The following is a 26,998-nucleotide window of genomic DNA, read 5'->3' as shown; positions in this document are numbered from 1 at the left end:
GATCAGCCAGCCTTTTTCAAAAACCGCAGGGCTTCTTTTACCGCAAAGGGTTTCATTTTGTCGCCATGGGCGTCGATGAACCCTGTCGTGCGGGCCGCGTCATGTTTGGACAATTCGCGCAGCCACCAGCCAATGGCTTTCTGAATGAACCACTGGTGATCGGTGCTCAGGCTTGCGGCCCAGCCAAGAATGCGATCACGCGCCTCAAGCTCGGCGGGTTTGGGGTGGTTCTGTTTGGTCCAGGGCAGGGTGCTGACAAAAGCCGCGCGCCGCGTCCACATATGATCCGAAGCGATCCATGTTTCGACCGTGTCGAGCCGCGAAGGATCGGCAACCAGCCGTTTTTGACCTGCCATGCAGGCGTGATCGGCAATGGCCCAGCTGTCAAAATCCGGCGTCCATGACGCGATTAATTCCCAAGCGGGCGTATCCTCGGGGCGAATGCGGGCTTGGGTCAGCAGTTTGGCGGCGGCGACCCGTGCCTCGTAAATGTCGGTTTGCCACAGGGCGTCGGCAAGGGTGACGCGGTCCGGTGTTTCCAACTCGCTGCGCCACTCTTTGGTCAGGGCGTCGATCTGTGGATTGGCGAGGCCCAGATAGGTACGATCAACCTTGTGATATTTGCGCATTTCAAGGGCGCGGGCAGGGTCGGTGAGGGCGGTCAGCTGTTCAAGATAGGGTTCATGCATCGTCAGTGTCCAATATATGCGTAGGCAAACCGTCGATGGTGGTTTGGTTACGTTCTTTCCAGTAGGTCGCGATGCCGTCGGGACCTTTGTCTTCGGTCCAATCCTTCAACACATCACGCGGCCCTTGGTGATCAAAGAAAGGCACGGCATAGCCGCAAGAGGTTTGCATCATCTCGACCGTCATATCATAGATCTGGCGCGCGCCTTCGGTCGCGGGGAATGCGCCGTTCAACGTGGCAAACTCCGCATCGCGCGGGTGCAGGGTACGCGCGGTGCCATAGGCGCGCATGATCATCGGGCGTTTTTCGAAACCGCACCACATCAATGTCATGCGGTTGTGCAGCGCCAGATGGGCAGCGGTTTCGTTGCCCGACCCTGTCCAGTTGCGCCAGATGATCCGGTTTGGCCCCATGACGCGCAGGCTGTCCATGCCCTTGGGCGAGACATTGACCCGCCCGGCATCCGCCGCTGTGCCACAAAAGAAAATGTGTTGGGCCTGAATAAACTGGCGGTGATCGTCAGTGATCCGGTCGAATTGTTTGGCCACTATTCCACCGTAACAGATTTGGCGAGGTTGCGGGGCTGATCCACATCCGTGCCTTTCGCGACGGCCGTATGATAGGCCAGTAATTGGGCGGGGATGGCGTAAAGGATTGGGCCCAAAGCTTCGGAAATGCGCGGCATTTCAATGGTGGCCCAGACGCCTTCGCTGGCATCGGCAAGACCGTCGCTGTCCGAGATCAGGATCACCTTGCCTTGGCGCGCCATGACTTCCTGCATGTTGCTGACGGTCTTGTCGAACAGCGTGTCATGCGGGGCCAGAACCACCACCGGCATGTTTTCGTCGATCAACGCGATGGGGCCGTGTTTGAGTTCGCCTGATGCATAAGCTTCGGCGTGTATGTAGCTGATTTCTTTTAGTTTAAGGGCAGCTTCATGCGCCATCGGGAACATTCGTCCACGGCCTAGAAACAGCACGTCTTGCGCGTGTGACAGCTTTTGCGCCGCATCACGGATTTCGTCATTCTTCTCAAGGGCGGCATTGATCACCGACGGCAGGCCGCGCAGGGCGCTGACGTGATCGGCCAGGGCTTCGTCGGTCAAAACGCCGCGCTGGTGCGCGGCTTTCAGCGCCAGCAGGAATAGAACGGTCAGTTGGCAGGTAAAGGCCTTGGTCGAGGCCACACCAACTTCGATCCCCGCGTAGATGGGCAGGGCCAGATCGCTTTCGCGTGCGATAGAAGATTCCGGTACGTTCACCACCGACAGGATGGTTTGCGCGCGGCCCGCGCAATAGCGCAGGGCGGCCAGCGTGTCGGCAGTTTCCCCTGACTGGCTCACGAACACAGCTAATGTGCGGTCCGGGATCGGTGGTTCGCGATAGCGGAACTCAGACGCGACATCGACTTCGACAGGGATGCGGGCGATCTGTTCAAACCAGTATTTCGCCGTCAGACAGGCGTAAGAGGCCGTGCCGCAGGCAACCATGGTTATGCGGTCGATCTGGGTGAAATCAATGCCGGCATCCGGCAACAGGATGTCGCCCGCGTCCGACAGGTAATGCGACAGGGCCTGACCGATCACGCCGGGCTGTTCGGCAATTTCTTTGGCCATAAAGTGCTTGTGGCCTGCCTTGTCGATGCGGGTGGCGTCGATCTGGATCTGCTTGATGGCGCGGTTGGCAAGGCTGCCGTTGGCGTCGGTGATTTCGACAGAGCTGCGGGTGATGACGGCAATATCGCCCTCTTCCAGATAGGAAATGCGGTCGGTCATCGGCGACAGGGCAATTGCGTCACTGCCGACGAACATCTCGCCGGTGCCATACCCGATGGCAAGCGGCGACCCTTTGCGTGCCGCGATCATAAGATCGTCATGCCCGTCGAACAGGAAGGCCAGCGCAAATGCACCCTCCAGACGGGACAGGGTTTTCTTTGCCGCCTCGACCGCAGACATGCCGGTGGTCATATAGTGGTGGGTAAGCAGCGCGACCGTTTCCGTGTCGGTTTCAGTGACAAACTCGACCCCTGATGCCGCCAGTTCGGTGCGCAATTCGCGAAAGTTCTCGATGATGCCATTGTGCACTACCGCGACCTTACCCGCCTGATGCGGATGGGCGTTGGTGACGTTCGGTGCGCCGTGCGTGGCCCAGCGGGTGTGCCCGATGCCGGATTTGCCCGCCAGCGGTTCATGCACCAGAAGATCGGACAGGTTCACCAGCTTGCCAACGGCGCGGCGGCGGGCAAGCTGGCCCTCGTTGATGGTCGCGATTCCGGCGCTGTCATAGCCGCGATATTCGAGGCGTTTTAGCGCTTCAACAAGGATGGGGGCAACTTCGTGGCTGCCAAGGACACCTACAATACCACACATTTTCAGCTGCCTCTCTGCTGTTTGGCCTTTTTGGCCTTTAACATATCGAACAATTTGCGCGCCATGCCCGGTTTTTCGACCTGCGGTGCGCGGGCCAGTGCCAAGGCGTCCGGTTCTACATCCGACGTGATCACGGAGCCGCTGCCGGTCATGGCACCCGACCCGATGGATACAGGGGCCACCAGCATGGTGTTGGACCCGATAAAGGCGCGCGCGCCTACATGGGTATGATGTTTCATCACCCCGTCATAATTGCAGGTGATCGTGCCGGCACCGATGTTGGCTTGCGCGCCAATGGTGGCATCGCCGATATAGCTCAGGTGGTTGACCTTGGCCCCTTCGGCGATCTGTGCATTCTTGATCTCGACGAAATTGCCGACCTTGACGTGTTCGGCCAGTTCAGCACCGGGGCGCAGGCGCGCATAGGGGCCAACGACAGAGCCGCGCGAGACGTGGCATCCTTCAAGATGCGAAAAGGCGCGAATGGTTGCGCCGGATTCAACTGTCACGCCGGGGCCGAACACTACATTGGGTTCGATCAATGTGTCGCGGCCAATTACCGTGTCACGGGCAAGGAGTACCGTGTCGGGCGCTGTCAGGGTTACGCCGTCTTCCAGCAAACCGGCGCGGGCGCGGGTCTGGAAATCACCTTCGGCGCGGGCGAGTTCGGCGCGCGAATTAATGCCCACGGTTTCCCATTCGTCACAGGTGACGGCGGTGGCGGACAAGCCGCGCCCCCGGGCAAGGCCGACGATATCGGTAAGATAGTATTCTTCGGAGGCGTTTTTGTTGTCCACCGCGTCGATCAGATCGAACAGCAGATCGGCGTTACAGGCCACAACACCGGAATTGCACAGGGTTATGGTGCGCTCATCTTCCGAGGCATCTTTGAATTCGACGATCCGGTCCAACTGCTGTCCGTCCATCACCAACCGGCCATAGCGCGCAGGATCGGCGGCTTCGAACCCCAAAACGACGACGTCGTTCTGTTTCAATGCCGCTTGCATATCTTCAAGGGTTTGCGGGCGGATAAACGGCGTATCGCCGTATAGCACCAGCGCCATCCCATCAAATCCGGCCAGCGCGTCGCGGGCTTGGGCCACGGCATGGGCAGTGCCCAGTTGTTCGGTCTGTTCGACCACTTTGATCGTCGCATCGTGGCTCAGCGTCGCGGTGCGTACCTGTTCGACCCCGTGACCCGCAACCACAACAGTACGCTGAGGCGCAAGCATGGTGCCCGCCTCAAGCGCGTGGACCAACATCGGTTCCCCTGCAATGGGGTGCAGGACCTTGGGCAGGTCCGAATTCATCCGTGTGCCTTTGCCAGCGGCAAGCACGATCAAGGCGGTTTTCATTATATTACTCGTCTATTCGTTAATTGGCCCCTCTTTACGCGGTTGGCGCAAAGGCGCAAGACTGGCGGGGATCAAACATAGTTGCGTGTTGCAACATCGGCGGGCGGTGATCCGCGCATGGAGGCGGTTGAGTGAAGACAGTTGTATTCGATTTGGACGGCACGTTGGCGGACACCAGTGGTGATTTGATCGCGGCGGCCAATGCGTGTTTTCGCGAAATGGGTGCGGGCGATCTGCTCGATGTTGCGAGCGATGCGGGCACGGCCTTGCGCGGGGGGCGGGCGATGCTGCGCTTGGGGATGCAGCGGTTGGGCCGTGCTGGCGACGAGGCGACGATCGACGCTTATTATCCCAAGCTGCTCGCGGCCTACGCGCGTGACATCGACACGCATACGGTCCTTTACGACGGCGCCATGGCGGCGGTTGAGCGGTTAAAGAGTGCGGGGTATTTCGTGGCCATCTGCACGAACAAGCCCGAGGGCTTGGCCGATACATTGCTGACACGGCTGGGGGTGCGCGGGGCGTTTGACGCCATGCTCGGGGCTGACACGCTGGCGGTGCGCAAACCCGACCCCGAACACTTGTTTGAAACGGCGCGGCGTGCAGGTGGCGATCCTGCGCAATGCGTTTTGATCGGCGATTCCGACACGGACCGCAAGACGGCGCGGGCGGCAGGCGTGCCTTGTGTTCTGGTGACCTTTGGTCCGTCCGGTGATGACATGCTGGCGCTAGCGCCCGAGGCGTTGCTGGAGCACTATGATGATCTGGACCGTATCGTTGTGGATTTGATTGGAGCCGCTGCATGAGCGAGGTTTTCAAGGGTAGCTTTACCCAGCAAGAGCCGATCCCCGAAGAGGGGATCGAGGCGGCTGTGGCGGTCATGCGCTCGGGCCGGTTGCACCGGTATAACACGGCGGCGGAAGAGTTGGCCGAAACGGCTTTGCTGGAACAGGAATTTGCCGCACAGGTTGGTGCGAAATTCTGTTTGGCGGTGGCGTCGGGTGGATATGCGATGGCGACAGCCTTGCGCGCGGTCGGGGTGAAACCCGGCGACAAGGTGCTGACCAATGCCTTTACGCTGGCACCTGTGCCGGGGTCGATTGCGGCGGTTGGTGCGGTGCCGGTCTTTGTCGGGGTTACAGATCAGCTGGTCATTGATCTGGACGATCTGGCAGCCAAGGCGGGGCAGGCGGATGTGCTTTTGCTCAGCCACATGCGCGGGCATCTTGCGGATATGGACGCGTTAATGGCGATTTGTGACGGCGCTGGTGTGACGGTGATCGAGGACTGCGCCCATACGATGGGGGCCTCGTGGAATGGGGTGGCGTCGGGCACACAGGGCAAAGTGGGGTGCTATTCCTGCCAGACCTATAAGCATGTGAATTCCGGTGAGGGCGGATTGTTCGTCACGGATGATGCTGAGGTCGCAGCGCGCGCGGTGATCCTTTCGGGATCCTATATGATGTACGAAAAACATCTGGCAGGGCCACCGGCCGAAGCATTTGCGCAAATCCGCTATGAAATGCCGAACATCTCCGGCCGTATGGACAATTTGCGGGCGGCGATTTTGCGGCCCCAACTGCGCAAGCTGGATCAACAGCGTGACCGATGGAACGAACGTTACTACGCGGTTGAAGCGGGGCTGCGCGACACCCCAGGTCTGACGGTGATCGAACGGCCGGCGGCCGAGGTGATCGTCGGCTCCTCCATCCAGTTCCTTTTGCAGGGCTGGTCAAGTGAGGCGGTTGAGGACGTGCTGGCGCGCTGTCTGGCGCGGGGGGTGGAGTTGAAGTGGTTCGGCGGGGCGGAACCAGTCGGTTTTACCAGCCGCTATGACAGCTGGCGCTATGTCGACGCACCGCGGATGCCGAAAAGCGATGCAGTATTGGCGGGCATTGTGGACATGCGGGTGCCGCTGACATTTTCACTGGAAGATTGCCAACTGATTGCGCGGATCATCAAGGCGGAAGTCAGCGCAGTGTATCAAAGCGCCTGAACAGCAACGCCTCCGACACTGTCGGAGGCGTTGCTGTTGTATTTAGAACGTGATCACAGCGTGCTCACCGACATCGGGCGTGCTTTCGGTCAATTGTGCTTTTGCGATCTCGTAAAGGAATTTGAGGCTACCGCCGGTCAGCCATACCTCCGCCTCTAACGGATCAAAGCGCAGCAGTTGGATGTCGGGATCCTGCTTGCCGCCTTCGAACCATGCTTCGGCAACCTTGTTCCAGATGTCGTCCAGTTTTGCCGGATCATTCGAGACGCTCAGCGTGCCTTCCACGCGGGCATGTAGGGACTCGTCCGTGCTGCTGACGATGAATGTGCCCGGTGTGCCGGCACCGGCAGCTTTGGACAGGTCGGTTTGCTTGGCCGTGATGAACCACAGCGTCGCACTCGGGTCATCATCGTCGAAATAGTGGCTCATCGGGACAGCGCGGGCCGAACCGGCGGACAACATTCCAACGCGGGTGCCTTCCAAACGGTCGAGGAATTCTTTTTTGATATGATCACTCATGATGCGTGTACCTTTGTATTGTCTGTGTTCACCGTCTCAACAGGACAAGGGCCGCTCCGGTTCCATTGCGCGGCGCGAAAACGTAAATATTGCGACGAGCTTGGCCGACACGGTTGACGGGTGGGCAGGGGATGCGTAAGGATATGAACAAGTGTTCATTAAAACGGTTTTTGGGGAGAGAGCCATGTTCACCGCAAGCATGAAATTCAATTTGGGCGAAGACGTCGACGCGATGCGCGAAATGGTGCACCGTTGGGCGCAGGAACGCGTCAAGCCGATGGCGGCGGAGATCGACCAGAAAAACGACTTTCCCCCAGAGTTATGGACCGAAATGGGCGAATTGGGCCTGCTGGGCATGACGGTGCCGGAAGAATTCGGCGGCTCTGGCATGAGCTATCTCGCGCATACGGTTGCGGTAGAGGAAATCGCACGGGCTTCGGCCTCGGTTTCCTTGTCCTACGGAGCGCATTCGAACCTTTGCGTGAACCAGATCAAACTGAACGGGACGGATGAACAGCGCCGTCAATTCCTGCCCAAACTGTGTTCCGGCGAACACGTGGGCGCTCTGGCGATGTCGGAGCCTTCGGCGGGCAGTGACGTGGTGTCGATGAAACTGCGGGCGGAAAAGCGCAATGATCACTACCGCTTGAGCGGCAATAAATACTGGATCACCAACGGGCCGGATGCACAGACGCTGGTGGTCTATGCCAAAACCGACCCCGATGCGGGGTCCAAGGGGATCACGGCCTTTCTGATCGATAAGGACATGAAGGGGTTCAGCACCAGTCCCCATTTCGACAAGTTGGGTATGCGCGGATCAAACACCGCCGAGCTGATCTTTGATGATGTCGAAGTGCCGTTCGAGAATGTCTTGGGCGAAGAGGGGCGCGGCGTGCGAGTGCTGATGTCAGGGCTTGATTATGAACGTGTGGTGCTGGCCGGTATCGGCCTTGGCATTATGGCCAACTGTCTGGACGAGATCATGCCCTATATGGCGGAACGCAAGCAGTTCGGTCAGCCCATCGGGAATTTCCAGCTGATGCAGGGCAAGATGGCCGATATGTATACAGCGATGAATTCGGCGCGTGCCTATGTTTACGAGGTCGCCAAGGCTTGTGATCGTGGCGATGTGACCCGTCAGGACGCAGCTGCGTGCTGCCTGTATGCCTCGGAGCAGGCGATGGTGCAGGCGCATCAGGCGGTACAGGCCATGGGCGGCGCAGGATATCTCAGCGACAACCCTGTGGGCCGTATTTTCCGCGACGCCAAGCTGATGGAGATCGGCGCAGGCACATCGGAAATCCGCCGCATGCTGGTCGGACGTGAAATGATGGCGGCGATGGGATAAACCATGCAGTTGCCGGGGCTCTGTGCAGATGGCAGTTGGGACATTCCGGCGCGGCTGAACATGGCCGCGCAGTGTTTGGCGCAGCCATTAGCGCAAACCGCGATCATTGATCTAACGGGTGAGGGCCGGCGTGACGTTAGTTACGGTGAGCTGGCGCAGATGGTGGATGGTCTGGCGCGCGCATTGCTGACGCGTGTGGAAGCGGGCGAGCGTGTCGGGGTGTTGCTGTCGCAATCACCGTGGTGCGCTGCGGCGCATCTGGCGATCTGGAAAATCGGTGCAATTTCAGTGCCTTTGTTCAAGCTCTTCAAGCGCGACGCGCTATCATCGCGGGTGTCGGATGCCGGTTGCGCGTTGGTTTTAACGGACGCGGAGGGCGCGGGTTTGCTAGGGGACCTTGCAGAGCCTTGGCTGGTTGACGGGGTCGGCGTGCAAGGCGCTGAGGTTCCTGTCGCGGATACCGGACCGGACGATCCTGCCGTCCTGATTTATACCTCTGGCACCACCGGCCGCCCGAAAGGCGCGTTGCATGGCCACCGGGTGTTGACAGGTCATCTGCCCGGTGTGTCGTTGAGCCATGATTACTTGGGCCAGCAGGGGGATTGCCTGTGGACGCCTGCGGATTGGGCGTGGATTGGCGGGCTGTTTGATGTGGCGATGCCGGCGCTGGCCCTGGGCGTGCCTGTGGTCGCGGCGCGGATGCCAAAGTTTACGCCGGAGGGATGCTGTGATGTGATCAAACGCGGCGGCGTGCGCAATGTGTTCTTCCCGCCCACGGCCCTGCGGATGTTAAAGGCGGCAGATGTCACAGTGGGCGGGTTGCGCTCTGTTGCCAGCGGGGGTGAGCCTTTGGGGGCGGAGATGCTTGGCTGGGGGCGGCAGGCCTTTGGGTTGGAAATCAATGAATTCTACGGCCAGACCGAGTGTAACATGATCGTTTCTTCCTGCGGTGCTGCGTTCAAGGCGCGTGCAGGCGCGATCGGCAAACCGGTTGCGGGCCATCGTCTGGCCGTGCTTGATGCGCAGGGGCAGGAAAGTGACGGCGAGGGGGACATTGCAGTGCAGCGCGGCTCGGCCTCCATGATGTTGCGCTACTGGAACCGGCCTGACGCAACCGCAGAGAAGTATCGCGGCGACTGGATGCTGACCGGTGACCGCGGCATCTGGGAAGGCGACTATCTGCGCTTTGTCGGGCGCGAGGATGACGTGATTACATCAGCTGGATACCGAATTGGTCCGGCCGAGATTGAGGATTGTTTGCTGACGCACGAGGGGGTTGCAACCTGCGGTGTTGTCGGCAAACCCGACACGCTGCGCACAGAGGTGGTCAAAGCCTATGTGGTGCGCAAAGCGGGGTCGGATGTGACGGCGGATGCGCTTCAGGCATGGGTTAAGGAACGGCTGGCAAGCTATTCATACCCAAGAGAAATTGAGTTTCTGGATGCGTTGCCGATGACGGTAACAGGCAAAGTGATCCGTAAAGAATTGAAGCGCCGCGCGGCGCTGGAATTGGAGAAGGTAACATGAAGTTAACATCACAGGCATTGCCTTCGTCGGAAGCCTACAAAGCGAATGAGGCGGCGCATCTGGATGCGCTTGCGGTTGTGCAGGAAGCAGCGGAAGCTGCCGCTTTAGGCGGTGGCGAGAAGTCCCGCGCGCGCCATGAAAGCCGTGGCAAGATGCTACCGCGTGAGCGGGTTGCGAACCTGCTTGATCCCGGATCACCGTTTCTGGAAGTCGGTGCCACCGCAGCGCACGGCTTGTACGACAACGCCGCCCCCTGCGCTGGCGTCATCGCCGGGATCGGACGCGTGCAGGGACAGGAAGTCATGGTCGTGTGCAACGATGCTACGGTGAAGGGCGGCACCTATTTCCCGATGACGGTGAAAAAGCACCTGCGCGCCCAAGAGATTGCCGAAGCCAATCATCTGCCATGCGTCTATCTGGTAGACTCTGGCGGTGCGAACCTGCCGCAGCAGGACGAGGTGTTTCCTGATCGCGACCACTTTGGCGCGATTTTCTATAATCAGGCGCGGATGAGCGCCAAAGGCATTCCGCAAATCGCGGTGGTTATGGGATCATGCACTGCAGGCGGCGCTTATGTACCGGCGATGTCGGACGTGACGATCATCGTAAAAGAGCAGGGCACGATTTTCCTTGCGGGTCCCCCGCTCGTCAAAGCGGCGACGGGCGAGGTTGTGTCAGCCGAGGATCTGGGCGGCGGCGATGTGCACGCACGGTTGAGCGGCGTTGCGGATTATCTGGCCGAGGATGACGGCCACGCGCTTGCACTGGCACGGCGGGCCGTGGGTCAATTGAACCGCGCAAAGCCGGCGACGGTGCAGTGGGAAACACCCGAAGAACCTGCCTATGATCCCGCTGAATTGCTGGGCGTTGTGCCAGCGGATTTGCGCACGCCTTATGATATACGCGAGGTGATCGCGCGTTTGGTCGACGGCTCGCGGTTTGACGAATTCAAGGCGCGGTTTGGTGAGACTTTGGTGACGGGCTTTGCCCATGTGAAGGGCTGTCCGGTCGGCATCATCGGCAACAACGGCGTGCTATTTTCAGAAGCCGCCCAGAAGGGTGCGCATTTTGTCGAGCTTTGTTCGCAGCGCAATATCCCCTTGGTGTTCTTGCAAAATATCACCGGCTTTATGGTGGGCCGGAAGTACGAAAACGAAGGGATCGCGCGGCACGGGGCCAAGATGGTGACGGCTGTGGCCTCTACCAACGTGCCGAAAATCACCATGCTGGTGGGTGGCTCTTTCGGGGCAGGTAACTACGGCATGGCGGGGCGGGCCTACCGTCCAAGGTTCTTGTGGACATGGCCCAACAGCCGGATTTCCGTGATGGGCGGGCCACAGGCGGCGGGCGTTCTGGCGACGGTCAAGCGTGATGCAATCGAACGGGCGGGCGATACCTGGTCCGCAGAAGAAGAAGCGAAATTCAAGCAGCCGACGATCGATATGTTCGAGGAGCAGTCGCATCCGCTTTATGCCAGTGCAAGGCTTTGGGATGACGGGATCATTGATCCGCGCAAAAGCCGTGATGTGCTGAGCCTGAGCCTGTCTGCATCTTTGAACGCGCCGATTGAAGAAACGAAGTTTGGCGTGTTCCGCATGTGATGGCTTTGGGCTGATGGCGGGATATTTCGGAGGCTCTGCCTGCGGACCTAAGGAGCTTAGGGGCAAGATGAAATTGAAAGATGAGAGGTTTGGGTGTCCATGTTTGATACAATCCTGATTGCGAACCGGGGCGAGATTGCCTGTCGGGTCATGGAAACGGCGCAAGGCTTGGGCGTGCGTTGTGTGGCGGTCTATTCGGATGCGGATGCAGGGGCCAAGCATGTGGCGATGGCCGATGCGGCAATTCACATCGGCGGGTCCGCTCCGAGCGAGAGTTACCTGCGCGGGGATGTGATTATTCAAGCGGCACTTGAGAGTGGCGCGCAGGCCATTCATCCGGGCTACGGCTTCCTGTCGGAGAACCCTGATTTCGTCGAAGCGGTCGAGGCGGCGGGACTGGTGTTTATCGGTCCGTCTGCATCGGCCATCCGCGCCATGGGCCTGAAAGACGCAGCCAAAGCGCTGATGATAAAGGCGGGTGTGCCGGTTGTGCCGGGCTATCACGGCGCGGATCAGGATGATGCGCTTTTGGCGGAAGAAGCGGGCAAGATCGGCTATCCGGTATTGATCAAGGCGGTTGCAGGGGGCGGCGGCAAGGGGATGCGCCTTGTTGAGGAGGCCAAAGGGTTTCAGGCGGCGCTCGATTCGGCACGGTCCGAGGCGAAAACGGCGTTCGGGAATGCAGATGTGCTGGTCGAGAAATTCGTGGCCAAACCGCGCCACATCGAAGTGCAGGTCTTTGGCGATGGCTCCAAAGCCGTGCATTTGTTTGAACGTGATTGTTCGTTGCAACGCCGTCATCAAAAGGTGATCGAAGAAGCTCCAGCCCCCGGCATGACACAAAAGATGCGGGATGCGATGGGGGATGCAGCAGTGAAGGCCGCGGAAGCGATCGGCTATGCCGGGGCTGGCACGGTTGAATTTATCGTGGATGGATCGGACGGGCTAAGCGCGGACGGGTTCTTTTTCATGGAAATGAACACGCGCTTGCAGGTTGAACACCCTGTCACAGAACTGATCACCGGCGTTGATCTGGTAGAATGGCAGCTGCGTGTGGCGGCGGGAGAGGCTTTGCCCGCAGCGCAAGAGGATCTATCCATCAATGGTCATGCGTTCGAGGCGCGGCTTTATGCCGAAGATGTGCCTGCAGGCTTCCTCCCTGCGACGGGAACGCTGACGCATCTGGCGTTTACGCCGCAAACGCGTGCGGATTCGGGGGTGCGGGCAGGCGATACCATCAGCCCGTTTTACGACCCGATGATCGCCAAGGTGATCGTCCATGGCCCCACGCGGGATGTGGCGTTGGCCAGATTGCGCGCGGCCCTAAGCGGGTGTCAGGTGGGTGGCACGGTCACGAACCTTGCTTTTCTTGGCGCGCTTGCCGGGCACGAAGGGTTCGGTAAGGGCGATGTGGATACAGGCCTGATTGCCCGCGATATCGATGCGTTGACCTCTGTGCCAGCGGTCGAGCCGCGGCATGTGGCGCTGGCGGGCATGGCGGCGCTTGGCGTGCTGGAGGTGAAAGCCGACACTGGCTTTACCCTGTGGCGGGCGCTGCGGCGGTCGGTCACGCTGGCTTGGGGCGGCGAAGAACATCTGTTGAAGGTGCGCATCATGGGACAGGACCAGCAGGTCTGGAGCATCGGCGAGACGGAAGTTGTGGCCACGCGGCGCGGCGCGCAATGGATCATCGACGGGCAATCGGCGGCGGATGTCGCGGTCGCGGGCGGCGTTGTTACGGTGTTCGAGGGCTACGGTATGGCCTTTGACGTCATTGATCCGCTGGCCCGCGCAAGCGGCGCGCAGGGTGACGGTAATCTGGTCGAGGCCCCGATGCCCGGTCTTGTGCGCACGGTGGATGCCAAAGTCGGCCAAGCGGTGGCAAAAGGGGACCGGCTGGCCGTGCTGGAAGCGATGAAGATGGAGCATGCGTTGTTGGCTGCGCGGGACGGGGTCGTGGCAGAGGTGCTGGCCACCGAGGGCGATCAGGTAGAGGCGGGGGCAGCCCTTGTCCGCCTTGAAGCGGAAGCGGAGGAAGCGGCATGATTACATTGCATCATTGCCCGCAAACGCGCTCCATGCGGACCCTTTGGTTGCTCAACGAGTTGGACGTTGAATTTCAGGTCCGCGTCTATGCCTTTGACCGCTCACTGCGTGATCCGGCTTATCTGAGCCTGTCGCCCGCAGGCCGCGTCCCTGCGTTGGAGATCGACGGAGAGCGCATGTTCGAGACAGGTGCCATCACCGAATATCTGTGCGAGCGTTTCTCACCGGACCGGATGGGGCGGTCTGTGACCAGCATGGACCGGATGGCGTGGCTTGTCTGGGTGCATTTTGCGGAAACCATCAGCCAGCATACAGCGGCATTGACCCAACAGCATGTGGCCCTGCGCGAGGATTCGATGCGCAGTCCGATTGTGATGAAGCTTGAGGCGGCGCGGGTCGCCAAATGCTATGACGCGCTTGAGGCGCGGTTGAGCACGCCGGTAGAAAACCGCGACTATCTGCTGACCAGCGGATTTTCGGCGGCGGATATTTCCTGCGGGCAGGCCGTGTACATGTCGCGGTTCTTTGTAACGCTCGATAACCACCCTGCGGTGGCGGAATGGTATGAGCGGATTACGGAGCGGCAGAGCTTTAAGGATGCCCTGCCGATCGGAGACGGGATCTACGAAAAGGATTTTTACGAACCTTGGCCTTTGGACTGAGGCGCGGATCGTGCAAGGGTGATTTCAGACAGCTCAATAGGGGGAATGTGCGATGTCTTTGGGACCATGTGAGATTTTCGAAGTGGGGCCGCGCGACGGGCTGCAGAATGAAGCGCGGGAAATTCCTGTGGCTGAAAAGGTCGCCTTGATCGACAAACTGTCGCAGGCGGGGTTCCGGCGGATTGAATGCGCCAGCTTCGTCAGCCCCAAATGGGTGCCCCAGATGGCAGGCTCGGGCGAGGTGATGGCCGCGATCAAACGGGTTGACGGGGTGCGCTATGCGGCGCTGACACCGAACATGAAGGGCTACGAGGCTGCGCTTGAGGCGCAGGTTGACGAGATTGCGGTTTTTGGATCGGCATCCGAAGGGTTCAGTCAGAAAAACATCAACGCAAGCATTGCGGAAAGTCTGGAGCGTTTCGCACCTGTGCTTGAGGATGCGCGCCACCGCGATATTCCGGTACGCGGGTATGTCTCCTGTGTGGTGGAGTGTCCCTATGACGGGGCGGTGGCCCCTGCGGCGGTGGCCGAAGTGGCGGATAAGTTGTTCGCAATGGGATGTTACGAAATTTCGCTGGGCGACACCATCGGGGCAGGGACACCGGATAGCATCGCACGGATGCTGCTGGCGGTGCGCGATGTGGTGCCGGCAGGGCGGCTTGCGGGCCATTATCACGACACACACGGTCGCGCGATGGCCAACATCGATGCGTCCTTGTCGCTGGGGTTGCGGGTATTTGATGCGGCCGTTGGCGGGTTGGGCGGATGCCCCTATGCGCCGGGTGCTGCGGGGAATGTCGCGACAGAGGCGGTGAATGCGCATCTGACGGCTTTGGGATATGAAACAGGTTTGGATCAGGCCGTGTTGGAAAAGGCCGCAGAAATGGCGCGGGCAATGCGAGGCGAATGATGTTCGAGACGATCAAGATCGAAACCGATGCGCGCGGTGTGGCCACGCTGACCCTGGCGCGGGAAGACAAGCACAACGCCATGTCGGCGCAGATGCTGGCTGAGCTGACGCAGGCCGCAGCAGATCTCGGGGCAGATGAGCGGGTGCGTGTTGTGGTGCTGACCGGTGCGGGCAAGTCGTTCTGCGCGGGCGGTGATCTGGGCTGGATGCGCGATCAGCGCGATATGGATGCGGACACGCGCAGCAAAGAAACGGGCAAGCTCGCGACGATGCTTGGGGCGCTCAATACATTGCCGAAACCGCTTATCGGTAAGGTGCAGGGCAATGCCTTTGGCGGGGGCGTCGGTATGGCGTCGGTCTGTGACGTGGCGATCGGTGTCGACAGCCTCAAGATGGGATTGACCGAAACACGGCTGGGGATCATTCCGGCGACCATCGGGCCTTACGTCATCGCGCGTATGGGCGAGGGGAGTGCGCGGCGTGTCTTTATGTCGGGGCGGTTGTTTGGGGCGTTCGAGGCGGTGGAGCTGGGCTTGCTGGCGCGCGCTGTTCCGGCGGATGATCTGGACGCTGCGGTGGAGGCCGAAGTCGTGCCTTATCTGAGTTGCGCGCCGGGGGCAGTGGCTGCGGCAAAAAAGCTGGCGCTTGATCTGGGCGGTGCTGCGACGGACGAAGCTGTGGCGATGTCGATCGCGGCGCTTTCTGCGCGCTGGGAGACAGAAGAGGCGGCCGAGGGAATCGGTGCGTTTTTTGACAAGCGTAAGGCGGCTTGGATGGTTTGAGAATAAGCGGTGATGTGCCACTTATGAAGTTTCCCGGAGACCAATTGCAAAAATATTGGGAAAAATAAAATTGAGGAGCGACGGAAAAACCAGCGTCATCCGTTTAACGGTTGTAACGCTACATCGATTATCATCCCGACAAAATGGAAACCCGATGAAACACTTTTCCCTGCTCCCCATGGTTCTTTGCCTTGCTTCGCCGCTTTACGCTGATGCGGGCGGTGACAGGCTGCACCAGATTGCGCATTTCTTTGAAGATGCAAACGTCCTCAACGGACCGACTTTGGTGCCATGTACCTTGTCGCGGGGCACAGAGACGGAGTGTTTTTCCATCACCGTCAAAGCAGAGCCAAAAGACTATACGCCCGGCCCTTGGTGTCCGACGTCGGTGACAGATGGCGCTGAGAAAGGCGGTATCTGGCTCAAAGACGGTGAGGTTCTGGATGTCGACGGTGCCTTTATCACCAACCTGCCCACGCTGTTCGACGATGAGGATTGGCAGCTTTTTGATCCGGCAACGGGTGACGTGCGCGTGACAGACACCAAAGCGGCCTGCGAAGCTGCTGCACGGCCGGATGTTGATCCCGAATACAACAACTACTGTGTGCAATGCTTGCCTGAATATATGGCCGAGGATGCCTCCATGACCTACGTGATTCCGCTTGAGCCTCAGGATTCGTGGCTGACCAATAGCGCACGATCCGGTTCGGGGATTGCGCGCAACGGGATCAGATTGGACGGACCTGCGCCGGTTGATGCGATTCTGGATGCGCATACCATTGCGCCCTTCGACGATTGCGGAGGCCATGTGAACACACATGTGGGATATCACTACCACGCGGTGACCGATTGTCTGGGCGGCGCTGTGGCAGACGGCGAGGATGCCGTGCATATCGGGATTGCGATGGACGGCTATGACATCCTTTCCCATACGCTGGTGGACGGGACGACCCCGACCGATCTGGATAAGTGCAACGGGCACGTATCGGAAGGTGTCGGATATCACTACCATGCAGGGGCCCCGGGCTCGAACGCGATTCTTGCCTGCCTGAAGGCGGAAACAGGCTGTTCATCGGAAAATCCCGATGCGGTTTGTGACGCGACTGCAAGGGCACCGCGCCCCTGATTGCTCGGGGCATCTGTTCCGCCCTTTGGCGGACAGATGCGACCCATTTCCTCACCCTGATCCCGTTGACCCTTGCCGCAGCACGGGGTAGACCCGATTTCAAGTCTGTTGCCAGCTGCTCGAATGCCTCAAGAGTGGCCTAGCCCCAAAAGGAGCCTCCCTTGGACGATATGCTGCGGGAATACCTGCCTATCCTTGTTTTTCTGGCTGTTGCCATCGGTTTGGGCCTTGTCCTGATCCTTGCTGCCGTGGTTTTGGCGGTGCGCAATCCAGACCCTGAAAAAGTGTCTGCTTACGAATGCGGATTTAACGCATTTGACGATGCGCGGATGAAATTCGATGTGCGCTTCTACTTGGTGTCAATTCTATTCATTATTTTCGACCTCGAAATCGCCTTCCTTTTCCCTTGGGCTGTCGCGTTTAAAGACATCTCTATGGTCGGGTTCTGGTCGATGATGGTGTTCCTTGGCGTGCTGACCGCAGGCTTTGCATACGAGTGGAAGAAGGGGGCGCTGGAATGGCAGTAACGGACGCAGGATTGGCGGGCGGCTATAAGGCCGGCGTCGATAAGGATCACGCCACGCAAGAGCTGAACGCAGCCTTGCAGGACAAGGGTTTTCTGGTCACGTCTTCGGCGGATGTCATCAACTGGGCGCGCACCGGTTCACTGCACTGGATGACCTTCGGGTTGGCCTGCTGTGCGGTCGAAATGATGCACACCTCCATGCCGCGCTATGACCTTGAACGTTTCGGGACGGCGCCACGTGCTTCCCCGCGCCAGTCGGACCTGATGATCGTGGCCGGCACGCTGACCAATAAAATGGCACCGGCCCTGCGCAAGGTTTACGACCAGATGCCCGAACCGCGCTATGTGATTTCTATGGGGTCCTGCGCGAATGGCGGCGGATATTATCACTATTCCTACAGCGTCGTACGGGGCTGTGACCGGATCGTACCGGTTGACATCTACGTGCCCGGCTGCCCGCCCACGGCAGAGGCGTTGTTGTATGGCATCCTGCAATTGCAGAAGAAGATGCGCCGGACAGGGACGATCGTACGATGAGTGACGCGCTGAACGAACTGGGTGCCTATATCGAGGCGAAACGCCCCGATTGTGTGCTGTCATGGGATGTGACCAAGGGCGAGCTGAACGTGAACGTCACGCTGGGCAACATCACCGGTCTGGTGGATTTCCTGAAGGGCGATCCGACCTGCCGTTTCTCTACCCTCGTGGACATCACGGCGGTGGATTACACCGGGCGGGCGAAACGCTTTGACGTGGTGTATCACCTGCTGAGCATGTACCAGAACCACCGCATCCGCTTGCGGGTTGCGGTGCGCGAAAAGGATATGGTGCCCTCGCTCGTCGATGTGCATCCGTCGGCCAACTGGTTCGAACGCGAGATTTTCGACATGTTCGGCATCCTGTTTTCAGGGCATCCCGATCTGCGCCGCATCCTGACCGATTATGGTTTCCGCGGCTTCCCATTGCGCAAGGATTTCCCGACGACGGGCTATACCGAAGTGCGCTATGACGAGGCACAAAAACGCGTGGTTTATGAACCGGTATCGCTGGTGCAGGAATACCGCCAGTTCGACTTTATGTCACCGTGGGAGGGTGCGGAATACATCCTGCCGGGCGATGACAAAGCAGAAGGTGCCAAGTAATGGGCGGCATTTGGTGGCTTGTAATGTCCGCGCTGACAGCGATCCCCATGCTGAAACTGTTGCCGCATTTCGGTATCAACAAATACTGGGCAGCGGTCTGTCTGATCCCACTCGGCCCTGTGGCCTTGCTGTGGTGGATGGGCATGAAGCTGCAAGAATTGGAGAAGCTGTGATTGATCTTCTTGAAGAGATGATAGCCAAGCTGTTCGGTCAGCGTCAGGCGCAGCCCGTGCGTGTGCGTGCGGATGAAGAGCGGCCGATTGACAAGCAGTTGAAGGGGCGGAAATGATGGACGGCGATATTCGCACAAACACCTATAGCGACGGGTCGACCGATGCTGTCACAGGTGAACAGAAGATCCGCAACTTCAACATCAACTTTGGCCCGCAACACCCTGCGGCGCATGGTGTTTTGCGTCTGGTGCTTGAGCTCGACGGCGAGATCGTAGAGCGCTGCGACCCGCATATCGGTCTGCTGCACCGTGGCACTGAAAAGCTGATGGAAAGCCGGACCTACCTGCAAAACCTGCCGTATTTCGATCGGCTGGATTATGTGGCCCCGATGAATCAGGAGCACGCCTGGTGTCTGGCCATTGAAAAATTGACCGACACGGTTGTGCCACGTCGCGCCAGCCTGATCCGCGTGTTGTTCTGCGAAATCGGCCGTGTTCTTAACCACTTGCTGAACGTCACAACACAGGCGCTCGACGTTGGCGCGCTGACCCCACCGCTTTGGGGCTTTGAAGAGCGCGAGCAACTGATGGTGTTCTACGAACGCGTCTGCGGTGCCCGTCTGCACGCAGCCTATTTCCGCCCCGGCGGGGTGCATCAGGATCTGCCAGCGGGTTTGCTGGACGATATTCAGGCGTGGTCCGAACAGTTCATGACCAAATTCATGGTCGACATCGACGAACTGCTGACCGAGAACCGGATTTTCAAACAGCGCAACGTCGACATCGGCATCGTCAGCGAAGAAGACATACTGAACTACGGGTTCTCCGGTGTGATGGTGCGCGGTTCCGGCCTTGCGTGGGATCTGCGCCGCGCGCAACCCTATGAATGTTATGACGAATTCGAATTTGAAATTCCGGTTGGCAAAAACGGCGACTGTTTTGACCGCTACCTCTGCCGCATGGAAGAGATGCGCCAGTCGGTGCATATCATCCAGCAGGCGATCGTGAAGCTGAACGCGCCCGAAGGGCAGGGTGACGTGCTGGCGCGTGGCAAGATCACACCGCCGTCACGCACCGCGATGAAGACCGACATGGAAAGCCTGATCCACCACTTCAAGCTGTACACCGAAGGGTTCCACGTCCCCGAGGGCGAAGTTTATTGCGCCGTTGAGGCCCCCAAAGGCGAGTTCGGCGTTTACCTTGTGGCGGATGGCAGCAACAAGCCTTACCGCTGTAAAATCCGCGCGCCGGGGTTCCTGCATTTGCAGGCGATGGATCACGTGAGCAAAGGCCACCAACTGGCTGATGTTGCTGCGATTATCGGCACGATGGACGTGGTCTTTGGAGAGATTGACAGGTAATGCGGCCACTGCTGCATTTCCTTTTTGAAAATACCGGGCGGTGCGCCGCCATCAGATACGAAGGCTAGGATTCATGCTCCGCCGACTACACCCAGACCAACCGCAGGCATTCGCCTTTACCCCCGCCAATCAGGCATGGGCCGAAGCGCAGATCACCAAATACCCCGAGGGCCGTCAGGCTTCGGCGATCATCCCGCTGTTGTGGCGCGCGCAGGAGCAGGAGGGATGGTTGACCCGTCCGGCGATCGAACATGTGTCCGAAATGCTGGGTCTGGCCTATATCCGTGGTCTTGAGGTCGCGACATTCTACTTTATGTTCCAGCTGCAACCGGTTGGTTCTGTTGCACATATCCAGATTTGTGGCACCACCACATGCATGATCTGCGGTGCCGAAGATCTGGTTGCGGTCTGCCGTGAGAAAATCGCGGATCAGGCCCATGCGCTGTCCGCCGACGGCAAGTTTTCATGGGAAGAAGTCGAATGTCTCGGGGCCTGTGCCAACGCGCCCATGGCGCAGATCGGCAAGGATTATTACGAGGATCTGACAGCCGACAAACTGCGTGCGTTGCTGGATGATCTGGCGGCTGGCAAAGTGCCGACACCGGGCCCGCAAAACAGTCGCTACGCGGCGGAACCTGCGTCGGGTTTGACCAGCCTCAAGGAATACGAGAGCGGCAAGGTTGCTTACAACGCATCTGCCCAGCTGGCGGTGGACATCGGCGACACGGTCAAGCGGATCGACGGGACGGAAGTGCCCTTGCTGACCCCTTGGCAGGGCAAACCGGCAAATGCACCGGCCAAACCCGCAGCGAAAAAGGCCGCAGCCAAGCCGGCGGCAGGCAAACCGGCAGATAAAACCGGCGTGACCAAGCAACAGGCCGTTGCGACGTCCAAGGCGAAACCGGTGTCCAAAGCGGACCCCGAGACAAGCGGCAAGACAGCTGCGCCCAAAGCCGAAGCGGCAAGCGGCGTGGGCAAGAAACCCAGAATGATGAAAGCACCGCGTAAAGCGGGGCCGGATGATCTCAAACTGATCAAGGGTGTCGGCCCAAAGCTGGAAGCCATGCTGCACGACATGGGCATTTTCCATTTTGACCAGATCTCCAAATGGGGCGCGGCGGAAGTGGCTTGGGCCGATGAGAACCTGAAAGGGTTCAAGGGCCGCGTGACGCGGGACACTTGGGTGGATCAGGCTCAGAAACTGGCGGCTGGCGAGGAAACAGCCTTTTCCGCCAAGGCCCGAACGGATGGGCGTTATGACGGCGAGGCGTAAGATCACGCCGTCACCATAGGGGATGTAAAAGACGATGACACAGACACAAAAACGTTCTGAATGTAAAACGATGTGTTGGATTATCGCGGCCATTGCTGGCCTCGTACTGATGCTTCTACTGTACAAATTGATCGGCTTGGGCGGCTTTTTGTCGTTTGTTCTGGGGCTCATCGGCGGCCTGCTTCTGGCATATTTCCTGCCACGCTACATTTGCACCGGGGATCAGGCGGCAGGTGCCGGCAATTCGGATGCGGGTACGTCGCATCATGGGGCTACTGGTGCGGGTTCAACTGCTGCCGCGCCTGCCAGCGCCGCGACGACAAGTGCAGATGCACGGACGACCTCGTCTGAAAACACAGCACCAGCGGTGGCACCTGCGGGCGTCGTAAGCACGGATCCCGTCACGGCAAGCGCACCGGCGTCCAACATGGCGGCCGCGCCTTTGATGTCGGCAGAGATCAAGCCGTCAACGCCGCTGGCCGGAGAGGCCGAGCTGGCATCGCGCAAGGGCACGTGGAAATACGAAGCACCAGCCGCCGAAGAAACGCCGGTGGTTAAGAAAACGGCAACCAAGAAGACGACACCCAAGACGACGGCGAAAAAGCCGGCTGAGCCAAAGACCACCAAGGCTGATGCGCCCGCGACTAAAGCGGCAAAGAAGCCGACCGCGAAGAAAGCCGCTGCAACGCCAGCCGCAGCAAAGACTCCGGCGAAAGCCAAGGCCACGGCCAAGGCCCCCGCGAAGGGTGACCCGAAAGCGCCCGCCAAGGCCGCATCAACCAAGGCTCCAGCAAAAGGCGCGGTGAAAGCACCCGTCAAAGCGGCCCCGAAACGGGCCCCTGTGGCGGCGGATGGCAAGCCGTTGGTCTATGATGCGGCACCGGCAGAGGGCAGCGACGATCTGAAACTGATCAGCGGCGTGGGGCCCAAGCTTGAGCAAACGCTGAATGACTTGGGGATTTACCGCTTTGATCAGGTAGCGGGCTGGCGCAAGAAAGAAGTCGCATGGGTGGATGCCCGTCTGCGTTTCAAGGGCCGGATCGAACGGGACGACTGGATGTCACAGGCCAAGATTTTGGCCAAAGGCGGCGAGACCGAATTCTCCCGCAAACGCAAGAAATAAGCGGTGCCGCGCATGGGTGAGCAAAACGACAAAGCACTTGCAAAGAAGGGCCAGACCGTCGGTCTGGTCATTGCAATTACAATGGTGCTTTGGCTGACCGCAAACCTTGCCGGCCCTCAGTTGGGGTTACCGGGCCGGTATGCGCTGCTGATAGATTTCGCGGCGCTGGCTGCATTGTTCTGGTCAATGGTATTGATCTGGCAGATGTGGCAGGCGCGGCAGGCCGACAAACAAGACTAACCACCTTCAGGTGGCGTAAGAGATTAACCAGCCTTCAAGGGCTGAAATGGAAGAGTAGGGCAGAGCAATGCTTGCAGATCAGGACCGCATTTTTACCAACATCTACGGCATGCATGACCGCACGCTGAAGGGCGCGCAGCAGCGTGGCCATTGGGATGGTACGGCGGACATCATCAAAAAGGGCGCGCCGTGGATCGTGGACCAGATGAAAGCATCGGGTCTGCGCGGGCGGGGCGGTGCGGGTTTCCCGACTGGTCTGAAATGGTCCTTCATGCCCAAGGAAAGCGATGGTCGCCCGTCCTATCTGGTCATCAACGCGGATGAATCCGAACCAGGCACATGTAAAGACCGCGAGATCATGCGCCACGATCCGCATACGCTGATCGAGGGTTGCTTGATCGCGTCTTTCGCGATGAACGCGCATGCCTGCTATATCTACATCCGTGGCGAATACATCCGCGAACGCGAGGCGTTGCAGGCGGCGATTGACGAAGCCTATGACGCGGGTCTCGTGGGCAAGAACGCCTGCAAATCCGGTTGGGATTTCGATATTTATCTGGCGCATGGTGCCGGTGCCTATATCTGTGGTGAGGAAACAGCGCTGCTTGAAAGCCTTGAGGGCAAAAAGGGCATGCCACGTATGAAGCCGCCGTTCCCTGCGGGCGCGGGTCTTTATGGCTGTCCGACAACAGTGAACAACGTTGAATCGATTGCTGTTGTGCCAACGATCCTGCGCCGTGGGCCGGAGTGGTTCGCAGGCTTTGGTCGTCCAAACAACGCAGGCACGAAGCTGTTTGCGATCAGCGGTCACGTCAACAACCCTTGTGTGGTCGAAGAAGCGATGTCGATTACCTTTGAAGAGCTGATCGAAACACATTGCGGCGGTATCCGGGGCGGATGGGATAATCTCAAGGCGGTGATCCCCGGTGGGTCATCCGTGCCGATGATCCCCGGCAAGGACATGAAAGACGCGATCATGGATTTCGATTATCTGCGCGAGCAGCGGTCGGGTCTGGGCACGGCGGCGGTGATCGTGATGGACAATTCGACGGATGTGATCAAAGCGATCTGGCGTCTGGCGAAGTTCTACAAGCACGAGTCCTGCGGCCAGTGTACGCCTTGCCGTGAAGGCACAGGTTGGATGATGCGGGTCATGGACCGTCTGGTGACAGGCGATGCGCAGCCCGAAGAGATCGACATGCTGCTGGATGTGACCAAACAGGTCGAGGGGCATACAATCTGCGCGCTGGGTGACGCGGCGGCTTGGCCGATCCAAGGGTTGATCCGTCACTTCCGTGACGAGATCGAGGACCGGATCAAGCACAAGCGGACGGGCCGTGTTTCTGCCGTGGCGGCTGAATAATGGAATATTTTGACGCCTACAGCCACGCCATCGCATCTCTTGCCCTTTGGTCGGTGATCTGTCTCGTACTCGGTGCAGTGTCGACGCGGGGGCGCACGGCGGAAAACCGGTGTGCTTGTGGTCAGCCCAAGCGAGATTATTCCGATGTGGTCTACCGGCGGGGGCGTGCCTTCGCCAATGCGATCGAAATGAACGGGCCTTTTATCGCGGCTACCGTGGCTGGCATTCTGGCGGGGGCCGCGCCATTTTGGATGAACCTTCTCGCCTCGATCTTTATCGTGTCGCGCATTGTGATGGCTGTTGTGCATATCAAAACCGAAAACCAGCCAATACGCTCGATTGCTTGGGCAATTGGCATGTTCTGCGTGTTTATCATGGCGTTGATGGCGGCGTGGGGCGCAATTTTCTGATCCGATGCAACAGCCCGCAGGCCACCATCTGGCTGAACTTAACCTTGGCATCCTGAAATATGACTGGGATGATCCACGGGTGCAGGATTTTGTGAACGGGCTGGATCTGGTGAACGGGGCGGCGAAACGCTCAAAAGGTTTTGTCTGGATGATGGACCCGGACGAGATGGCATTCGAACAGACCAGCGATCAGGGCAATATGGGGGCCAACCCGCGCATGGCCAGCACGCTGAGTGTCTGGGAGGATGTCGCCAGTCTTGAGCACTTTGTCTGGAACACAGTGCATAAGAAGTTCTACGATCGCAAAGCGGAATGGTACGATATGGGCGCGGTGTTGCGCTTTGCCATGTGGTGGGTGCCTGTCGGGCATCGTCCCACGATGGGGGAGGCGATGGCCCGGTTCCGGCATTTGGAAAAACACGGGACAAGCGTTCAGGCTTTCGGGTGGGACGCGGTGAAAGAGGGGCAGCTTTGGAAAACCAAGGCCTGCGAATAGGGATATGGGATTTTTCAAAAACATCTGGGACGGATTGCTGAGCCTGTTGGCGGCGATTGCGACATTTGTGGTCTTCGGGTTGCCGATCTGGGCGACGCATCGGGCGATCACCTATGGGATTGTGCCGGCGTGGGTCTATCTGGCGGTGGTTGGATTGGTCTTTATCGGTGGCAATCTGGGGCTGGCGTTTTTGCGCAAGGCGCTGGATGGCGTGGCCCCGCTGCGAGATAGGAAAAGACGATAAACACCTTGTATCTGCCTGAGGCGACAATGCACCAGACCCACGGCTGTCGCGATACAAAGGTTGCCTGAGCCGCGAATATAGCAAATATGGGGGTCATAAGGGGAAAACCCCATAGGACAGAGCAGGAGACCCGCCCATGAAAAAGTTCCGATTTCCAGAAGACGGTGACGTCGCCGCTGATATTCGCGAACGCTATGGTTTTGACGGGGACTTGCTGGACATCTATGCGGGAAACGAAGGGGTAAAGGTCCACAAGTGGCACCATTATTTGCCGCTTTATGACAGGTATTTCAGCCAGTATCGCGGCACGCCGGTAAAGTTCCTTGAGATCGGGGTGAACAATGGCGGATCGTTGCAGATGTGGCGGCGCTATCTGGGCAAAGACGCGGTGCTTTGTGGGATCGATATTAATCCGGACTGTGCGCAGTACGACGGTCAGTCGGGCATGGTACGGATCGGATCGCAGGACGATCCCGATTTTCTGGCCGAGGTTGTCAAGGAAATGGGCGGCGTCGACGTGGTGCTGGATGATGGCAGCCACCGCATGCCGCATATCGAAACATCGCTGCGGGTGTTATTCCCGCTGCTGACAGAGGGTGGCACCTATATGATCGAAGATCTGCACACCTCTTATTATCCCCGTTTCGGGGGAGGGCATGATGCGCCGACGAATTTCTTTAACACCGTGCGCCATATGATTGACGATATGCACAACTGGTATCACAGCAAAAAGAAACTCGCGGTGCCGGAGTTGGCAAAGGAATTCAGCGGTCTCCACATTCACGATTCGATTGTGGTAATCGACAAGGCGGCGGTGCAGCGGCCAACCCATTCCAGAGTTCAGAATTAAAGAAGGGCGTAGATATGAAAATGCGTTGTTTAACCATTGCCCTGATGCTGGGGCTTGTGGCGGGTTGTACCGATAGCAAGAACCGCATTGCCTTTGACGGTCAATATTTCCGCGTGAAAGTGGCGAAAGTCGACGGGCAGCGGGACGTCTTTACTGTGCGCATCCGCGATGTGGCGCGTTCGCTTGACGGCGCGCGCGCGGCAGGTCTGCATGCGGGAACGGCCTATTGTGTTGAAAATTACGGAAATTCCAAAATTGCGTGGTCTGTCGGGCCAGATACTCCGCCTGAACAGTTGCAGATTACCGATAATACGCTGGTCTTTCAGGGGGTTTGCCCTCAGCTTTGAAATGGGTGATAAGGGCGGCGCGGATGACGGGCACAGGGCCTGTTATTGCATATCAAACAGACCAAAACCTATGTGGGACACGGGCAAATCCGCCCGAACCACATGAGGAAGCGATAGATGAGAATTCTGGTTGCAGCATTTTTGAGCATGAGCCTGACAGCGGCCCCTGCGTTGGCCAAGCCCCCTTTGCGGGACGTGGCGGCCATCGACAATGCACTGTTTGATCTGGGGATTGCCGACCGCATCCGTAAAAATTGTCCCGTTATTAGTGCACGCATGTTCAAAGCGATCGGATATGTGCGCAATTTGGAGAAAAAAGCCCGCGACATGGGCTATACTCAGGTCGAGATTGACGCCTATACGGACAGTGATGTCGAAAAGGACCGGTTGCGGGCAAAAGCAGCTATATTTTTCCGCGCACGGGGGGTCGATACTTCCGACCCGCAAAGCTATTGTGCGCTAGGACTGCAAGAGATTCAAAAATCGAGCCGTATCGGTTCGTTACTAAGAGCAAAGTGAACCT

General features: G+C 58.9%; 30 protein-coding genes. 25 read left to right on the top strand and 5 right to left on the bottom strand.

The window, feature by feature from the left end:
- Window positions 1-2 precede the first annotated feature (2 nt).
- The 4 genes from Z947_RS0114990 to glmU are packed head-to-tail and all read right to left on the bottom strand — an operon-like array spanning window position 3 to window position 4,411.
- Window positions 3-689, bottom strand: a complete 687-nt coding sequence (locus tag Z947_RS0114990) for a DNA alkylation repair protein (protein ID WP_025045106.1) — start codon at window positions 687-689, stop codon at window positions 3-5.
- Complete coding sequence (locus Z947_RS0114985) at window positions 682-1,236, bottom strand: pyridoxamine 5'-phosphate oxidase family protein (protein ID WP_025045105.1); 555 nt, start codon at window positions 1,234-1,236, stop codon at window positions 682-684. Before Z947_RS0114985 ends, Z947_RS0114990 begins: the two co-directional genes overlap by 8 nt.
- Entirely contained in the window at window positions 1,236-3,056 is a 1,821-nt protein-coding gene (gene glmS, locus Z947_RS0114980; RefSeq protein WP_025045104.1) for a glutamine--fructose-6-phosphate transaminase (isomerizing), read from the bottom strand. Before glmS ends, Z947_RS0114985 begins: the two co-directional genes overlap by 1 nt.
- A gap of 2 nt (window positions 3,057-3,058) precedes the next feature.
- Window positions 3,059-4,411 carry a bifunctional UDP-N-acetylglucosamine diphosphorylase/glucosamine-1-phosphate N-acetyltransferase GlmU gene (gene glmU / locus Z947_RS0114975; RefSeq protein ID WP_025045103.1) on the bottom strand — a complete coding sequence of 451 codons (1,353 nt, stop codon included), beginning with the start codon at window positions 4,409-4,411 and terminating at the stop codon, window positions 3,059-3,061.
- A 131-nt stretch (window positions 4,412-4,542) separates the two neighbouring features.
- Between glmU and Z947_RS0114970 the strand changes: the two genes are divergently transcribed.
- Complete coding sequence (locus Z947_RS0114970) at window positions 4,543-5,217, top strand: HAD-IA family hydrolase (protein ID WP_025045102.1); 675 nt, start codon at window positions 4,543-4,545, stop codon at window positions 5,215-5,217.
- Entirely contained in the window at window positions 5,214-6,407 is a 1,194-nt protein-coding gene (locus tag Z947_RS0114965; protein ID WP_025045101.1) for a DegT/DnrJ/EryC1/StrS family aminotransferase, read from the top strand. The genes Z947_RS0114970 and Z947_RS0114965 overlap by 4 nt, the downstream gene beginning before the upstream one ends.
- Window positions 6,408-6,449: 42 nt before the next feature.
- On the opposite strand, the gene Z947_RS0114960 is transcribed toward Z947_RS0114965, so the two are convergent.
- On the bottom strand, window positions 6,450-6,926 hold the full coding sequence (locus Z947_RS0114960; RefSeq protein ID WP_025045100.1) for a pyridoxamine 5'-phosphate oxidase family protein: 477 nt from the start codon (window positions 6,924-6,926) through the stop codon (window positions 6,450-6,452).
- Window positions 6,927-7,110: 184 nt separating this feature from the next.
- On the opposite strand from Z947_RS0114960, the gene Z947_RS0114955 reads away from it, so the two are divergent.
- The 23 genes from Z947_RS0114955 (at window position 7,111) to Z947_RS0114840 (ending at window position 26,994) form a co-directional block, all read left to right on the top strand.
- Window positions 7,111-8,274 (top strand): isovaleryl-CoA dehydrogenase, encoded by a 1,164-nt coding sequence (locus Z947_RS0114955; protein ID WP_037938966.1) that lies wholly within the window; start codon window positions 7,111-7,113, stop codon window positions 8,272-8,274.
- A 3-nt stretch (window positions 8,275-8,277) separates the two neighbouring features.
- Window positions 8,278-9,801, top strand: coding sequence for an AMP-binding protein (locus Z947_RS0114950; RefSeq protein WP_025045098.1), 1,524 nt, complete (start codon window positions 8,278-8,280; stop codon window positions 9,799-9,801).
- Window positions 9,798-11,402, top strand: coding sequence for a carboxyl transferase domain-containing protein (locus Z947_RS0114945; protein ID WP_025045097.1), 1,605 nt, complete (start codon window positions 9,798-9,800; stop codon window positions 11,400-11,402). Before Z947_RS0114950 ends, Z947_RS0114945 begins: the two co-directional genes overlap by 4 nt.
- Before the next feature lie 99 nt (window positions 11,403-11,501).
- Window positions 11,502-13,448, top strand: coding sequence for an acetyl/propionyl/methylcrotonyl-CoA carboxylase subunit alpha (locus tag Z947_RS0114940; protein ID WP_025045096.1), 1,947 nt, complete (start codon window positions 11,502-11,504; stop codon window positions 13,446-13,448).
- On the top strand, window positions 13,445-14,110 hold the full coding sequence (locus Z947_RS0114935; RefSeq protein WP_025045095.1) for a glutathione S-transferase family protein: 666 nt from the start codon (window positions 13,445-13,447) through the stop codon (window positions 14,108-14,110). The genes Z947_RS0114940 and Z947_RS0114935 overlap by 4 nt, the downstream gene beginning before the upstream one ends.
- 52 nt (window positions 14,111-14,162) lie before the next feature.
- Window positions 14,163-15,020, top strand: a complete 858-nt coding sequence (locus Z947_RS0114930) for a hydroxymethylglutaryl-CoA lyase (protein ID WP_025045094.1) — start codon at window positions 14,163-14,165, stop codon at window positions 15,018-15,020.
- Window positions 15,020-15,802: a crotonase/enoyl-CoA hydratase family protein gene (locus Z947_RS0114925; RefSeq protein WP_025045093.1), complete on the top strand. Its 783-nt coding sequence runs from the start codon at window positions 15,020-15,022 to the stop codon at window positions 15,800-15,802. Before Z947_RS0114930 ends, Z947_RS0114925 begins: the two co-directional genes overlap by 1 nt.
- Window positions 15,803-15,956: 154 nt before the next feature.
- Window positions 15,957-16,928, top strand: coding sequence for a YHYH protein (locus Z947_RS0114920; RefSeq protein ID WP_025045092.1), 972 nt, complete (start codon window positions 15,957-15,959; stop codon window positions 16,926-16,928).
- Window positions 16,929-17,089: 161 nt separating this feature from the next.
- The gene (locus Z947_RS0114915; RefSeq protein ID WP_025045091.1) at window positions 17,090-17,455 is read left to right on the top strand and encodes an NADH-quinone oxidoreductase subunit A; all 366 of its coding nucleotides are present in this window, start codon (window positions 17,090-17,092) and stop codon (window positions 17,453-17,455) included.
- Entirely contained in the window at window positions 17,446-17,991 is a 546-nt protein-coding gene (locus Z947_RS0114910) for a NuoB/complex I 20 kDa subunit family protein (protein ID WP_025045090.1), read from the top strand. Before Z947_RS0114915 ends, Z947_RS0114910 begins: the two co-directional genes overlap by 10 nt.
- Window positions 17,988-18,596 (top strand): NADH-quinone oxidoreductase subunit C, encoded by a 609-nt coding sequence (locus tag Z947_RS0114905; protein ID WP_025045089.1) that lies wholly within the window; start codon window positions 17,988-17,990, stop codon window positions 18,594-18,596. Before Z947_RS0114910 ends, Z947_RS0114905 begins: the two co-directional genes overlap by 4 nt.
- A 23-nt stretch (window positions 18,597-18,619) precedes the next feature.
- The gene (locus tag Z947_RS22185; protein ID WP_162171854.1) at window positions 18,620-18,769 is read left to right on the top strand and encodes a hypothetical protein; all 150 of its coding nucleotides are present in this window, start codon (window positions 18,620-18,622) and stop codon (window positions 18,767-18,769) included.
- A 112-nt stretch (window positions 18,770-18,881) separates the two neighbouring features.
- Window positions 18,882-20,129 carry an NADH-quinone oxidoreductase subunit D gene (locus Z947_RS0114890; protein WP_025045087.1) on the top strand — a complete coding sequence of 416 codons (1,248 nt, stop codon included), beginning with the start codon at window positions 18,882-18,884 and terminating at the stop codon, window positions 20,127-20,129.
- 73 nt (window positions 20,130-20,202) lie between these two features.
- Window positions 20,203-21,402, top strand: coding sequence for an NADH-quinone oxidoreductase subunit E (locus tag Z947_RS0114885; protein ID WP_025045086.1), 1,200 nt, complete (start codon window positions 20,203-20,205; stop codon window positions 21,400-21,402).
- A 34-nt stretch (window positions 21,403-21,436) separates the two neighbouring features.
- A complete protein-coding gene (locus tag Z947_RS22390) occupies window positions 21,437-22,525 on the top strand; it encodes a hypothetical protein (protein WP_025045085.1) in 1,089 nt (362 codons plus the stop codon).
- Window positions 22,526-22,537: 12 nt separating this feature from the next.
- Complete coding sequence (locus Z947_RS0114875; RefSeq protein ID WP_025045084.1) at window positions 22,538-22,765, top strand: DUF5337 domain-containing protein; 228 nt, start codon at window positions 22,538-22,540, stop codon at window positions 22,763-22,765.
- 67 nt (window positions 22,766-22,832) lie between these two features.
- Window positions 22,833-24,128: an NADH-quinone oxidoreductase subunit NuoF gene (nuoF, locus tag Z947_RS0114870; protein ID WP_025045083.1), complete on the top strand. Its 1,296-nt coding sequence runs from the start codon at window positions 22,833-22,835 to the stop codon at window positions 24,126-24,128.
- Window positions 24,128-24,538 (top strand): MAPEG family protein, encoded by a 411-nt coding sequence (locus tag Z947_RS0114865; protein WP_025045082.1) that lies wholly within the window; start codon window positions 24,128-24,130, stop codon window positions 24,536-24,538. Before nuoF ends, Z947_RS0114865 begins: the two co-directional genes overlap by 1 nt.
- A 4-nt stretch (window positions 24,539-24,542) precedes the next feature.
- Window positions 24,543-25,034 (top strand): DUF3291 domain-containing protein, encoded by a 492-nt coding sequence (locus tag Z947_RS0114860; protein ID WP_025045081.1) that lies wholly within the window; start codon window positions 24,543-24,545, stop codon window positions 25,032-25,034.
- Between the two features lie 4 nt (window positions 25,035-25,038).
- Complete coding sequence (locus Z947_RS0114855; protein ID WP_025045080.1) at window positions 25,039-25,278, top strand: hypothetical protein; 240 nt, start codon at window positions 25,039-25,041, stop codon at window positions 25,276-25,278.
- 136 nt (window positions 25,279-25,414) lie between these two features.
- Window positions 25,415-26,128 (top strand): class I SAM-dependent methyltransferase, encoded by a 714-nt coding sequence (locus tag Z947_RS0114850; protein WP_025045079.1) that lies wholly within the window; start codon window positions 25,415-25,417, stop codon window positions 26,126-26,128.
- 14 nt (window positions 26,129-26,142) lie between these two features.
- Window positions 26,143-26,475, top strand: a complete 333-nt coding sequence (locus tag Z947_RS0114845; RefSeq protein ID WP_025045078.1) for a hypothetical protein — start codon at window positions 26,143-26,145, stop codon at window positions 26,473-26,475.
- A 117-nt stretch (window positions 26,476-26,592) separates the two neighbouring features.
- A complete protein-coding gene (locus Z947_RS0114840; RefSeq protein WP_025045077.1) occupies window positions 26,593-26,994 on the top strand; it encodes a DUF5333 domain-containing protein in 402 nt (133 codons plus the stop codon).
- Window positions 26,995-26,998 lie beyond the last annotated feature (4 nt).

Source organism: Sulfitobacter geojensis, from assembly GCF_000622325.1.
Taxonomy (GTDB): domain Bacteria; phylum Pseudomonadota; class Alphaproteobacteria; order Rhodobacterales; family Rhodobacteraceae; genus Sulfitobacter; species Sulfitobacter geojensis.
This window is presented reverse-complemented; position numbering and strand designations above follow the sequence as displayed.

Bases quoted from the DNA above. Each gene is read 5' to 3' on its own strand.
- Z947_RS0114990 (WP_025045106.1), bottom strand. From the start codon at position 689: ATGCATGAACCCTATCTTGAACAGCTGACCGCCCTCACCGACCCTGCC.
- glmS (WP_025045104.1), bottom strand. From the start codon at position 3,056: ATGTGTGGTATTGTAGGTGTCCTTGGCAGCCACGAAGTTGCCCCCATC.
- glmU (WP_025045103.1), bottom strand. From the start codon at position 4,411: ATGAAAACCGCCTTGATCGTGCTTGCCGCTGGCAAAGGCACACGGATG.
- Z947_RS0114965 (WP_025045101.1), top strand. From the start codon at position 5,214: ATGAGCGAGGTTTTCAAGGGTAGCTTTACCCAGCAAGAGCCGATCCCC.
- Z947_RS0114960 (WP_025045100.1), bottom strand. From the start codon at position 6,926: ATGAGTGATCATATCAAAAAAGAATTCCTCGACCGTTTGGAAGGCACC.
- Z947_RS0114955 (WP_037938966.1), top strand. From the start codon at position 7,111: ATGTTCACCGCAAGCATGAAATTCAATTTGGGCGAAGACGTCGACGCG.
- Z947_RS0114950 (WP_025045098.1), top strand. From the start codon at position 8,278: ATGCAGTTGCCGGGGCTCTGTGCAGATGGCAGTTGGGACATTCCGGCG.
- Z947_RS0114945 (WP_025045097.1), top strand. From the start codon at position 9,798: ATGAAGTTAACATCACAGGCATTGCCTTCGTCGGAAGCCTACAAAGCG.
- Z947_RS0114940 (WP_025045096.1), top strand. From the start codon at position 11,502: ATGTTTGATACAATCCTGATTGCGAACCGGGGCGAGATTGCCTGTCGG.
- Z947_RS0114935 (WP_025045095.1), top strand. From the start codon at position 13,445: ATGATTACATTGCATCATTGCCCGCAAACGCGCTCCATGCGGACCCTT.
- Z947_RS0114930 (WP_025045094.1), top strand. From the start codon at position 14,163: ATGTCTTTGGGACCATGTGAGATTTTCGAAGTGGGGCCGCGCGACGGG.
- Z947_RS0114925 (WP_025045093.1), top strand. From the start codon at position 15,020: ATGTTCGAGACGATCAAGATCGAAACCGATGCGCGCGGTGTGGCCACG.
- Z947_RS0114920 (WP_025045092.1), top strand. From the start codon at position 15,957: ATGAAACACTTTTCCCTGCTCCCCATGGTTCTTTGCCTTGCTTCGCCG.
- Z947_RS0114910 (WP_025045090.1), top strand. From the start codon at position 17,446: ATGGCAGTAACGGACGCAGGATTGGCGGGCGGCTATAAGGCCGGCGTC.
- Z947_RS0114905 (WP_025045089.1), top strand. From the start codon at position 17,988: ATGAGTGACGCGCTGAACGAACTGGGTGCCTATATCGAGGCGAAACGC.
- Z947_RS22185 (WP_162171854.1), top strand. From the start codon at position 18,620: ATGTCCGCGCTGACAGCGATCCCCATGCTGAAACTGTTGCCGCATTTC.
- Z947_RS0114890 (WP_025045087.1), top strand. From the start codon at position 18,882: ATGATGGACGGCGATATTCGCACAAACACCTATAGCGACGGGTCGACC.
- Z947_RS0114885 (WP_025045086.1), top strand. From the start codon at position 20,203: ATGCTCCGCCGACTACACCCAGACCAACCGCAGGCATTCGCCTTTACC.
- Z947_RS22390 (WP_025045085.1), top strand. From the start codon at position 21,437: ATGACACAGACACAAAAACGTTCTGAATGTAAAACGATGTGTTGGATT.
- Z947_RS0114875 (WP_025045084.1), top strand. From the start codon at position 22,538: ATGGGTGAGCAAAACGACAAAGCACTTGCAAAGAAGGGCCAGACCGTC.
- nuoF (WP_025045083.1), top strand. From the start codon at position 22,833: ATGCTTGCAGATCAGGACCGCATTTTTACCAACATCTACGGCATGCAT.
- Z947_RS0114865 (WP_025045082.1), top strand. From the start codon at position 24,128: ATGGAATATTTTGACGCCTACAGCCACGCCATCGCATCTCTTGCCCTT.
- Z947_RS0114860 (WP_025045081.1), top strand. From the start codon at position 24,543: ATGCAACAGCCCGCAGGCCACCATCTGGCTGAACTTAACCTTGGCATC.
- Z947_RS0114855 (WP_025045080.1), top strand. From the start codon at position 25,039: ATGGGATTTTTCAAAAACATCTGGGACGGATTGCTGAGCCTGTTGGCG.
- Z947_RS0114850 (WP_025045079.1), top strand. From the start codon at position 25,415: ATGAAAAAGTTCCGATTTCCAGAAGACGGTGACGTCGCCGCTGATATT.
- Z947_RS0114845 (WP_025045078.1), top strand. From the start codon at position 26,143: ATGAAAATGCGTTGTTTAACCATTGCCCTGATGCTGGGGCTTGTGGCG.
- Z947_RS0114840 (WP_025045077.1), top strand. From the start codon at position 26,593: ATGAGAATTCTGGTTGCAGCATTTTTGAGCATGAGCCTGACAGCGGCC.